This window comes from Bacillus sp. FSL M7-0791 (assembly GCF_038627085.1).
Lineage (GTDB): Bacteria > Bacillota > Bacilli > Bacillales > Bacillaceae > Bacillus > Bacillus safensis.
In genome coordinates this window covers 3,587,984-3,599,311 of record NZ_CP152022.1, presented here as the reverse complement: position 1 = coordinate 3,599,311, position 11,328 = coordinate 3,587,984, and the positions used below count along the sequence as shown (strand labels likewise).

At 38.1% G+C, this 11,328-nt stretch carries 10 protein-coding genes and 1 pseudogene; all 11 read left to right on the top strand.

What is annotated here, in order from left to right; translation table 11 throughout:
* Nucleotides 1–95: 95 nt before the first annotated feature.
* Complete coding sequence (locus tag MHI08_RS18430) at nt 96–956, top strand: S-adenosyl-l-methionine hydroxide adenosyltransferase family protein (protein WP_024427616.1); 861 nt, start codon at nt 96–98, stop codon at nt 954–956.
* 14 nt (nt 957–970) lie between these two features.
* Nucleotides 971–1,528 carry an ECF-type riboflavin transporter substrate-binding protein gene (locus MHI08_RS18425; protein ID WP_024424020.1) on the top strand — a complete coding sequence of 186 codons (558 nt, stop codon included), beginning with the start codon at nt 971–973 and terminating at the stop codon, nt 1,526–1,528.
* Between the two features lie 19 nt (nt 1,529–1,547).
* On the top strand, nt 1,548–3,263 hold the full coding sequence (locus MHI08_RS18420; protein ID WP_342499867.1) for an ABC transporter ATP-binding protein: 1,716 nt from the start codon (nt 1,548–1,550) through the stop codon (nt 3,261–3,263).
* Nucleotides 3,254–4,084: an energy-coupling factor transporter transmembrane component T gene (locus tag MHI08_RS18415; RefSeq protein WP_024424018.1), complete on the top strand. Its 831-nt coding sequence runs from the start codon at nt 3,254–3,256 to the stop codon at nt 4,082–4,084. Before MHI08_RS18420 ends, MHI08_RS18415 begins: the two co-directional genes overlap by 10 nt.
* Before the next feature lie 158 nt (nt 4,085–4,242).
* Nucleotides 4,243–4,413 carry a CxxH/CxxC protein gene (locus tag MHI08_RS18410; protein ID WP_198457326.1) on the top strand — a complete coding sequence of 57 codons (171 nt, stop codon included), beginning with the start codon at nt 4,243–4,245 and terminating at the stop codon, nt 4,411–4,413.
* Between the two features lie 80 nt (nt 4,414–4,493).
* Nucleotides 4,494–4,973 (top strand): 23S rRNA (pseudouridine(1915)-N(3))-methyltransferase RlmH, encoded by a 480-nt coding sequence (gene rlmH, locus MHI08_RS18405; RefSeq protein ID WP_025093694.1) that lies wholly within the window; start codon nt 4,494–4,496, stop codon nt 4,971–4,973.
* Nucleotides 4,974–5,059: 86 nt separating this feature from the next.
* Complete coding sequence (locus MHI08_RS18400; RefSeq protein ID WP_024427612.1) at nt 5,060–6,259, top strand: DUF262 domain-containing protein; 1,200 nt, start codon at nt 5,060–5,062, stop codon at nt 6,257–6,259.
* Between the two features lie 2 nt (nt 6,260–6,261).
* On the top strand, nt 6,262–6,915 hold the full coding sequence (locus MHI08_RS18395) for a HEPN domain-containing protein (protein WP_342499866.1): 654 nt from the start codon (nt 6,262–6,264) through the stop codon (nt 6,913–6,915).
* A 656-nt stretch (nt 6,916–7,571) separates the two neighbouring features.
* Nucleotides 7,572–8,606 carry a hypothetical protein gene (locus tag MHI08_RS18390; protein WP_342499865.1) on the top strand — a complete coding sequence of 345 codons (1,035 nt, stop codon included), beginning with the start codon at nt 7,572–7,574 and terminating at the stop codon, nt 8,604–8,606.
* 245 nt (nt 8,607–8,851) lie between these two features.
* Complete coding sequence (locus tag MHI08_RS18385; protein ID WP_342499864.1) at nt 8,852–10,681, top strand: hypothetical protein; 1,830 nt, start codon at nt 8,852–8,854, stop codon at nt 10,679–10,681.
* A 69-nt stretch (nt 10,682–10,750) separates the two neighbouring features.
* Nucleotides 10,751–11,259, top strand: a pseudogene (locus MHI08_RS18380) (MBL fold metallo-hydrolase); the annotation flags it as partial.
* Nucleotides 11,260–11,328 lie beyond the last annotated feature (69 nt).

Genomic DNA, 11,328 nt, shown 5'->3' with positions numbered 1-11,328 from the left:
GGGGTATTTTTTATTGTCCACTTTTTTTCATACAATTGTTCAAATGTTCCACGTGAAACACCACATCCATTTTTTCAAATGAAAGGGAGATTGACATGAGTGAACATGCATTGGTTTTACAATCAGATTTCGGCATTGATGATGGAGCTGTCAGTGCAATGTACGGAGTGGCAAATACGGTCAGCAGCAGCATCCGCATTTTTGATTTAACACACAATATTCCGCAGTATGACATTTGGGAGGCATCTTATCGCCTGCTTCAAACCGTCACATACTGGCCGGAAGAGACGGTATTCGTTTCCGTCGTTGACCCGGGCGTTGGATCAGAGAGAAAAAGTCTTGTCGTCAAAACGACAAGCTCACACTATATCATTACTCCAGACAACGGGACACTCACGCACGTTGCCCAGGATATTGGCATTGTGGAAGCCCGTTATTTAGATGAAACCATTAACCGGCTGCCAAAGTCGGGAAAATCACATACATTCCATGGGAGAGATATTTACGCTTATACAGGGGCGAGAATTGCATCAGGTGTGATTTCTTTTGAAGAGGTTGGGCCAAAGGCGAATATTGATGATATTATCCATCTTCCAGTCGTACAGGCTTATGCGGAAGAAGATGTGATCACAGGGACGATTGATATTTTAGATGTGAGATTCGGAAACCTATGGACAAACATTCATCACACGCTATTTGAACAGCTTTCAATTAATTATGGGGATGCAATAGAAGTTACCATTGCCAACGGGCCGAAAAATGTGTATAAAAATATCATGACCTATGGACGATCTTTTGCCGACTTAAAGGTAGGCGAACCACTCGTATATGTCAATTCACTCGACCATTTAGGCGTGGCGATCAATCAAGGGTCATTTGCAAAGGCTTATAACATCGGTACAGGCACAGGCTGGCGCCTTTCGATTCGCAAAGCTCCGCGCATTATATACGAATAAGAGGAGGATACATCATGGCAGGAAAACAACTTTCAACGAAAACTGTCGTTGCCATTGGAATTGGCGCAGCCGTCTTTGTGATTCTAGGACGATTCGTCTCCATTCCAACTGGTATTCCGAATACACAAATTGAAACCTCATACGCATTCCTAGCATTAATGGCCGTGCTATTTGGTCCTGTTGCAGGCGCACTGATTGGTTTTATTGGCCATCTCATTAAAGATGCGACCACATTTGGCCCTTGGTGGAGCTGGATTATTGTATCGGGTGTCGTTGGTTTATTGATCGGCTTTATTTCTAACCGTTTAAAAGTAGAAGAGGGAGACTTCGGCTGGAAGAAAATCACGCTCTTTAATGCCGTACAAGCAGGCGCACAGGCATTAGGCTGGTTTATCATTGCTCCTGTACTTGACATTGTGATCTATGCAGAACCTGCGAACAAAGTGTTTGTTCAAGGCATCGTGGCAGGGATTTCAAACATCATCACAGTTGGTGTACTAGGAACCATTATCATTGCAGCTTATGCGAAAACGAGAAGCAAAAGCGGCAGCCTATCGAAAGAAACATCATGAAGCAAGGTGGAACACATAAATGAAGAAACCGATGATTCAATTCGAACATTTCGGATTCAAGTATCGCAGTCAGGCAGAACCAACATTAAAGGATATCAACCTGACCATCTATGAAGGAGAAAAAGTTCTCATCGCAGGCCCGTCTGGATCGGGAAAAAGCACACTAGCCCATTGTATCAATGGGCTAGTTCCTGCGTCTTATAAAGGTTCTATGGAAGGAAGTCTTCACATCGGCAGGAAAAATGCAGAGAAAGAGAACATTTTCTCTCTCTCACAGCTTGTCGGAACTGTGCTTCAGGACCCTGATGGACAATTCATCGGGCTGACCGTTGGAGAAGACATCGCGTTCACGCTTGAAAATGATCAAGTCACACGCGAAGAAATGAACACACGTGTCGAGGAAGCTGCCAGATTAACAGAGGTAGACGGCAAGCTGGCATCGTCCGTGCATGAGCTGTCAGGCGGACAAAAACAACGTGTCGCCATTGCGGGCGTACTTGTCAATGATGTCGACATTCTGCTGTTTGATGAACCACTTGCAAGCCTAGACCCCGCAACAGGTAAAGAAGTCATCGACCTCATTGACCGGCTGCAAAAACAAACGAAAAAAACCATCGTAATGGTTGAGCACCGATTAGAAGACGTCCTCTTCCGTCATGTGGACCGCATCATCGTTGTCAATGAAGGAACGATTGTAGCGGATATGACACCAGATGAATTGCTCGCCTCAAACGTATTAGAAGCGGCGTATTTGCGTGAGCCTTTATATGTAAAAGCGATGAAATATGCAGGCATACCGGTCGCGCCAGGAGATCAGATCGCTGATTTACAGCGTCTCACCTTAGACGATGAGGAAAAAATGAAAATCGAGCAGTGGATGGAAGCGTCTGAGCCATCAGTCGAGCAGATTGCAGCACAGGATTTACTAGAAGTGCGCGAGCTGAGCTTTGACTATCCAACAAGACCAAATACGCTGAGCAACATCTCTTTTACCGTCAAAAAAGGAGAAATGATCAGCATCGCAGGAGCCAATGGTGCAGGCAAAACGACATTATCTAAGGTGCTCTGTGCATTTGAAAAGCCAACGAAGGGCTCAATTCTTTTAAATGGTGATGACATCACAGGAGATACGATCAAACAGCGCTCCGAACGAATCGGTGTTGTTATGCAAAACCCCAATCAAATGATTTCAAAACAAATGATCTTTGATGAGGTGGCACTCGGGCTTGTTTTAAGAGGCGTAAAGGAAGACGAGATCAAGGAACGGGTGGAGCGGGTCTTGAAAGTGTGCGGACTGTATCCATTTCGGAACTGGCCGGTCTCAGCCCTCAGCTTTGGACAGAAAAAACGCGTCACCATCGCGTCTATTCTTGTTTTAGAGCCAGAAATACTCATCCTAGACGAACCAACCGCAGGACAGGACTTTAAACATTACACAGAGATGATGACGTTTTTAGAGCAATTAAATCAGCAGGGTATTACGATTTTCATGATCACCCATGATATGCACTTGATGCTCGAATATACAACAAGAACCATTGTCATTTCAGATGGAGAAAAAATCGCAGATGATACACCAGCCAAAGTGCTGACAGATCAGTTGCTTGTCCAAAAGGCGAGCTTAAAGGAAACATCGCTGTATGAACTGGCGCTGAAAGCTGATTGGCCAAATCCAAATGAACTCGTGGATCGCTTCATTGAGGTTGACAGAAAGGAACGAATGACATGGCTGTAGACATGCTGTCTTATATCGATCGCCCGTCACCGATTCACCGGCTGACAGGTGCAACCAAACTCATTTGCTTTATCCTCTGGTCATCCGCAGCGATGCTCACGTATGATACAGGCGTTTTAGTGTTTATGCTAGTTGCTAGTATCGTGTTCTTTCAGCTATCGAACGTACGATTTCGTGATATTTCCTTCGTGGTGATTGTCCTGGCGATTTTCCTAGTGATCAATAACATCGCCATTTACATCTTTGCGCCCCAGCAAGGTGTCGCCATCTACGGAGCGAAGCACGAGCTATTTCATATTGCCGGCTGGTACAATGTCACACTTGAACAGCTTTTCTATCAGTTGAATATTACGCTGAAATATGTGACCGTGATGCCAGCAGCGCTTTTATTTATTGTGACAACAAATCCAAGTGAATTCGCCTCATCTCTCAGCCGAATTGGGGTCAGCTACCGGATTTCGTATGCGGTAGCGATTGCTCTTCGTTATATTCCAGATATTCAGCGGGATTTTCGCACGATCGCGATTTCTCAGCAAGCAAGAGGCATTGATTTATCGAAGAATGAAAAGCTGGGAAAACGGATCAAAAATGCGCTGTCGATTGTGATGCCGTTGATTTTCTCCAGCTTAGAGCGGATTGAAACGATCAGCAATGCGATGGAGCTGCGCGGATTTGGGAAACATAAAAAGCGCACATGGTTTACGGCGAAAGACTTTCAAAAAGCAGATTATGCTGCGTTATTGTTTGTTGGTGTGGTGCTGATCGTGTCGCTAGTGATTACATTTGTTAGAGGAACGAGATTTTATAATCCGTTTCTATAGAAGGAAGCCTTCACAGAAGTGGAGGCTTTTTTTAGTTTGTGGATAAAAGGTGTGAGAAATGGTAAAAGACTATTAACATGTGAATAAATCGGTTATATTGGACAATGAGCGAAACACTTGTGAATAACCAGAGAACCTATTGGAGGAATCAGAAACTTATGAACAAAACATATTATGCGTGTGCAGAACACATAGAAACCGTATTAGACATGTACATAGATGATCACGAAACGCCACCAGAATTCAGAAAAATCGAACATACACACAGTTTATCCACAACCTGTGAATTGTGCGATGAACCTGCAATATATATAGTGGGGAACGAATGATCGGACACAAAATACACAAATTTTATCCACAATTGTTGATAACTTATATGAATAACTTGTTCTTAAGGTGGGGATGACCTGTGAATATATCAATTATCACAGTAGGAAAATTAAAAGAGAAATATTTAAAGCAAGGCATAGCCGAATACACAAAACGATTACAGGCTTACGCAAAAATCGAGATCATTGAGCTCGCGGACGAAAAAGCACCCGAGAATCTCAGTGATCAAGACATGAAAATCATCAAAGACAAAGAAGGCGAACGCATCCTAAGCAAAATCAACCCAGACGCCCACGTCATCGCCCTCGCCATCGAAGGAAAAATGAAAACTTCCGAAGAATTAGCCGATACAATAGATAAGCTGGCAACATACGGAAAAAGCAAAGTATGTTTTGTCATAGGCGGATCCCTTGGCTTAAGCGACGCTGTGATGCAGCGTGCAAATGAGAAACTGTCGTTTTCGAAAATGACGTTTCCGCATCAGTTGATGAGGCTGGTGTTGGTAGAGCAGATTTATCGGGCGTTTCGGATTGTGCGGGGGGAGCCTTATCATAAGTGAATGAGGTTTTATTTACAGTTTTTAGAAAAATAAAGTGGCTATAAAAATTAAACAATAACTTGAAACTTATAAGGACGGTGTTAAAAATGTCTGAAGTGAATTATGAAGAATTTGAAAAATATGAAGAAGAAAGTGAAGAAGATTTAAAAACAGTTCCTGAAGCTTTTTCAGAAGCAGTAATTTGGGGAACAGATTGGACAGTAGAAACTATTAATTCTCAACTAAGCAAAGGTAATATTGATTTAAACCCTAAATTCCAGCGTAGAGACGCATGGAGTGAAGTGGAGAAATCAAGACTAGTAGAGTCATTAATGCTGGGAATTCCTGTTCCGCCAATAATTCTCGCTGAAAAAAGAGACCGTAGAGGTAAGTATATAGTAATTGATGGAAAGCAGAGACTCCTTGCGATTAGACAATTTTGCGTAGACGAAGAAAGTGGTTTTGACAAGCTAAAGTTGAAGAGACTTCAATTTCTAGAAGAACTAAATGGAAAAACCATTGAACAAATTGAAGGCGATTATAGCTATGTTGATTACAAAAATCAATTTGAAAATCAAACAATTCGAACAGTTGTTATAAAAAATTGGCCAAATGAGGAATTCCTATTTACAGTCTTCCTTCGATTAAATACAGGAAGTAAAAAACTTTCGCCACAAGAGTTAAGACAAGCACTTCATCCGGGGCCATTCTTAGATTTTTTAGATGATGCAACTGCAAATAGTCGAACATTCTGGGAACTCCTTAATAATAACGAACCTGACTCCCGTATGCGTGATGTAGAACTTGCATTAAGGTTTTATGCTTTTAAAAATAACTTAGAAAGTAATGTAGGTAACTTAAAATCGTTTTTAGATAATACTTGTCTGTTATTAAATGAAGATTGGGAGAAAAGGGAGTATGAAATCAAGGAAAACTTTAAGGAGTTAGAAAAAGCCATCAATCTATGTATTGATATTTTTGGTAAAAGTGCTTTTAGTAGATTTAACGGAAAGAAGTACAATAATAGATTCAATAGACCTTTATTCGAAGTATTTACTTTTTACCTATCGAATATGGAAATATATAAAGTTGTTAAAGAGAATAAGGAAAGCTTTAAAAAAGAATTTGAAAACATTAGTACACATGATGTTAATTTCAATGAGTCCATTTCTTCTTCTACTAAAGAGTTATCTAGGGTTGAATATAGGTTTAATAAGATTGCTGATATAATATCAGCCTATACAGAATTTCCTATCTTAAAGTTAAAGAAATCTGATGGTTTTTTGAGAAGAGTGATGGAGGAATAATGGTGGAAGATGTTAAGACCTATTCCGTTAGATATTATAATTTAGAAAGTAGATTAAATGATTTAGAAAATCATTATGTATCACAGTTGTACGAAAAGTCTTTCTTAGATTTAAATCCTAAGGAATTAGACATGTGTAGAGGTTATAGAGTATTATGTCACGCTGAAGTGGAAAGTTATTTAGAGGACAGAGCTTTAGAGTTGTTAAACCACTCACGAAGTAACTGGTTTCAGCATAATAAGATTAAAACAAGTCTATTGTCTTTGTTTGCTCATTACAAATTTCTTGATAATCCTGAAATCAATGGGTATAGGGATGTGGGTGAAAGAGGTAATAATAGAAAATATATGAAGTTAGACGAGAAGATAGGAAAGCTATGTGCAGATTTTAAAGAAGAAAAGATTAAAATGAATCATGGACTTAAACAAAAAAACCTCATCAATCTGCTTGTTCCAGTAGGGATAGATGTATTTGAATTAGATACAGCATGGCTTAGTACTATGGACTCTTTTGGCTCTAAAAGAGGAGAAACAGCGCACACTTCGGTACATACCCAGCAGCCGATAGATTTAACTACAGAGAAAAGTGATTTAGAAATAATCAAGCATGGATTAAGGGAACTGGATGAATTAATTGATAATATGCTAGAAGAGTAGTCTGAAGGAATGTGCTATTATGCTTATTCCTTTTCCCCTTTTTTAACAGAGTTTTTATGTGATATAGATATGACCGAGATGATTATTTCCCAAAAAAGGGGGTGATCAAACGCAAGAACACTGACTGAACTTATGCAGCTTAAAAGATGATATGAAATAGGACACAGTCGAATTCAGTGAAAACTTAAAAGGCACAAAAGGCTGCACAGCTTTAGCGTGTAGCTTTTTGCTATTTTTGATAATAAACTCGAAATATTCCAATTGATAGAAGAATGGTAAAATAATACATGGTGAACTAAATAAAAGGTGGTGACTTTCCCTGAATAAAATACTTGATGCAAAAGTACTTATAAATGCTAATGATACAAGAGCAAAACACTACCGGGAACTCCGCTAACAAAATGGTAAATTTAAAAAAGGCACTATGGGGAGTATTTTGCTATAGGAGAGCGATTAGGTATTCATTAAGAATGGGTAAGTCTACAATTATTTCAGTTATGTCTTGATGAATGGATTAAAATAGGATGAATGATGAATTAAGCCTATGAATAATTAAATTTGTGAAGAACACTAAATTCTATTAGAGACAGATTTAAATCTACAATTCTTAAAATTCAGGGACCGTATAACGGATAGAAATATAAGGAGATGGATAAATGAGTGTATTTTCAACGGCATGGATTGATGGAAAAATTGAAAATATTGATAAATTAATACAAGAAAATGATGATAGAGAATTTATCTTTATTTTAGACACAAATTTTGCAATCATGGCCAGATACTATATTACAGATAGAAAAGGTTTTAATAGACATTATGAAAAACAAAAAGGTGACTTTGAAAAAGTAATTAAGACAGTTAAGAATAATGCTAAAAGAATTATATATGCACTCGCATGTGAGGAAGCATCAAGATCAAAAACTACAGGTAATTTAGACTTTGAAAAGTATAAAGTAATGGTAGATTGTATAGGTGAATTATTTAATATGGATTTTAGAAGCGATTTATTATCTACTAATGAATTGCTGACTGAGGATATAAGATTTAGTAAAACACCGCTCTTACTTAAAAATGGTCTGTTTAAAAAGCAAGCAGTGATAACTTATACAACTATATTAAAAGCATATTTATTAAAACATTTTGATGATAGAGATAAGAAAACGAAAATTAAAGAAATGTTCCACTTTATGGCTGATGAAATAAATGTAATCTCACCCATTGGTACATCTTTTGTTATTCACTATTTAGGAGAAGAACCAAATATATTAAAAAAAACTAGTCCTTCTATAGGGATAGAGAAAATTTTAAATAAAATATATGCAGCGTCAATTGATATGCTTCTGCCAACTCAAGTTTCCCAACTGGCGGAAATATCCAATTATCGAGAAGTACCAATTTTTGTTACTTTCGATAAAGGTATAAAGTTGTTGTTTGATTCATTACTTGTAATGGGAGAAAATCAATTAGCAAATGGAAAGAGAGTTCCGGAGTATTCAACCAAGATTTTTTATAGTTCAGGTTGGAAGGATGCAGATATCTATGAATTATGTGAGTATGTCTTAAAAGTTCAAAGGAGTAAGAGAAAAATAGTTGATAATCAGGAAAATGAGTTGATTAGAATTAATCATTTGGCAACTAAACTTGAAAAAGTATTAATGGAAAAGTTAAAATATAAATCGCATTTAGACTAGTAACGATGAGTTTTATCATAAGAACGATAGTTTTTTTAAAACCTATTTCTAAAATAATAACTAGTTAAGGTACAGAGAATTTCCTGTTTTCTATAGATTTTATTTAAAGATTTTCTTAGTTAAATATCGAATTATATAACATGAAAACAAATATTCAAAAATATGAAACCACAACAAGAAAAAGGGGTTATTTGAGATACAGATACTGATCATATGCAATCCATCCATACTTAAAGGAGACTTTCATGGGTTTTAAAGCTGACTTTAAACGTGAAATGCGTAACGTAGTAAAAGATGTAGAAAAAGAAATACATAAAACGTGGAAAATTGATTACAAAGGGCATTCTATAGAAATTATAAACCAAATAAAAGAAGAACAACTAATCATTGATGGTGTGACAGTTGATAGAAAACAACGAAAAAGTGTATTGTCTCATATAATTCCATATTCAAAATTGTCGGGGATATTGGAGCTTCAAGATGGTACAAAACACAAGGTGTCCGTTAAACTTGGCGGGTATGTACGATTTCGTTGTATTGTGAAAGTAGATCATGAAACGGTTTTAGATGATTCAATGAAGATAGACTTTCTACCGTGGGATCATAAAGAGAAAATCGTCCCCTTTATTCAACAACAAATTCGAACACATCATAAAATAGTAGACGACCGTTTACCTGATGAAGATTATTTATTTTATGAAAATGAACCACGATTTGCTCCCGGTTTATCTGATTATTATGTAGATGAACGACCTGCCCCTTTTTATGTGACGAAACTATTGAAGCTTTTTGAAAAACAACTGAATCATCCTACAAATGAAACAAGAAAGAAGACTTACGAAAAAATCATTTCTGACAATATGGCGAGCCGCAGTAGTGAATTAATCGAACGATTTCAGCAAACACAATGGGATGAGTCTCTTGTACAGCAAGAAGCGTTATGGCTTCTTGAACACGCAGCACATCGGGAGGTTGTAAAATTTGCGGTCACGATACTAGGATGTACGACCTGCGAAAAATACAAAGAGCTCTTATTCACAATAGGTATGCACGAAGAATTTACTTCTTATGTCGCGTTTGCATTGAAGAATGGCACAATTCAAGGAAACGAACAAGTTTGGCGTCTTGCAAAGTCCGTCGATGGATGGGGGAAGATTTCCGCTGTTGAGCAATTGGAAGCCTCGACACCAGAAATAAAACGTTGGTTACTAACAAAGGGCTGTGAAAATACAATCATGAATGAATACTTAGCCTATACTTGCGCTCTTAATGGTGATTTGGAAGCAGCTTTATCTGAAGACGAAATATCCAAAGAATTATATGATGGAGCGAGCCTCATCATTCAGGCACTATTAGAAGATGAAGTTTCTATCCACAGTATCGAAGAGTATCCAAACGCAAGCTCAGTTCTCTGCCGTTTTATTCATCATGCTCATAAGCACTGTCAAGCAATTGAGGAATTTTATCCAATATTGAAAATAAATGAGTTTTTAAATGATGATCAAGAGATTTGGGAAGACCGATTGAATGACTCATGGACACAGGACGATTATAAGGCTGTCCAGGAAGCGGTTCAACCGTTTATCAATCACAGTAGATGGCCAAAGCTTGCAATCGATACGTTACAACAGGGTTTTAGCTCTCAAGCACTTAAAATCGCTCTCTTTTATCGTTTAGATGTGATTGAGATTCTATTTGCTTTACTTGAGAAAGACCCGGCAAATAGTGAAATATACTTTGCTGTGATGGACACAAATCATCATCAACATATTAGAGAGCTTTGCACATTTGCAGAAACACATTTATCGTTATCAAACCTCTCAGATGATGAAGTGGCTTGTTTACAATATATTGTGCAAGATTTATATGAACACGAAGGTGTAGGATTACCGTTGATTCAAGCTGCACTTAGATCAGATGATGGAAATTTACAGTATCATGCTTTAAGTGTATTAAAAGAATGGTCTCCTTCGTATTCGCAGCAAGCGGCCACAAGGGAATTGATTGAACATATTTCCATTAAGACGGATGATAAAGAAGATCGAAAGTTAGCCAAACATTTGTTAAAGAAATAATATTTGATTAACTAGCGCATAACAATTCAACGGGGATAAAACATAAAAATATTAGAAAGCAGGCACACCATGCACACAATCAAAAAAATAGGCCAAACCTTCTCCTACATCACACCAGTATCACTCACTGACCGCCCCATCCTAGGTATGTTCGTAAGCAATAACAAAACATTAATGATCGATGCTGGTAATTCAGAAGATCATGCGAACTATTTCATCCAAAAAACCTTAGGAAACGAGAACGCTTCGCCCGATATGGTTGTCCTCACGTATTGGCATTGGGATCATATTTTTGGTCTGCCGGCGCTGCCTGATACGGTTTCAATTGCTTCTGCAAAGACACGAAAGGAAATGGAGAAGCTTCTGCCGTTTTCTTGATTGATAAGCGGGTGAGGGAAGGAACGGAGATTGAGTTCTGCGCGAAGGCGATAAAAGAAGAATATCAGGAGCATCGAGATATTCAGGTGGTTTTACTGGATATGACGTTTGACCGTCGGATAGAGATTGATCTTGGCGGGGTTACTTGTGTCGTGCAACATGTTGGAGGCGATCACGCTATCCAAAATAAAATAATATTTTAAGAACCTTGGTAGATAATAACCTCATTTAAAGGTATCACGGTGAACCTTATCATAAGTTAGTGAGGG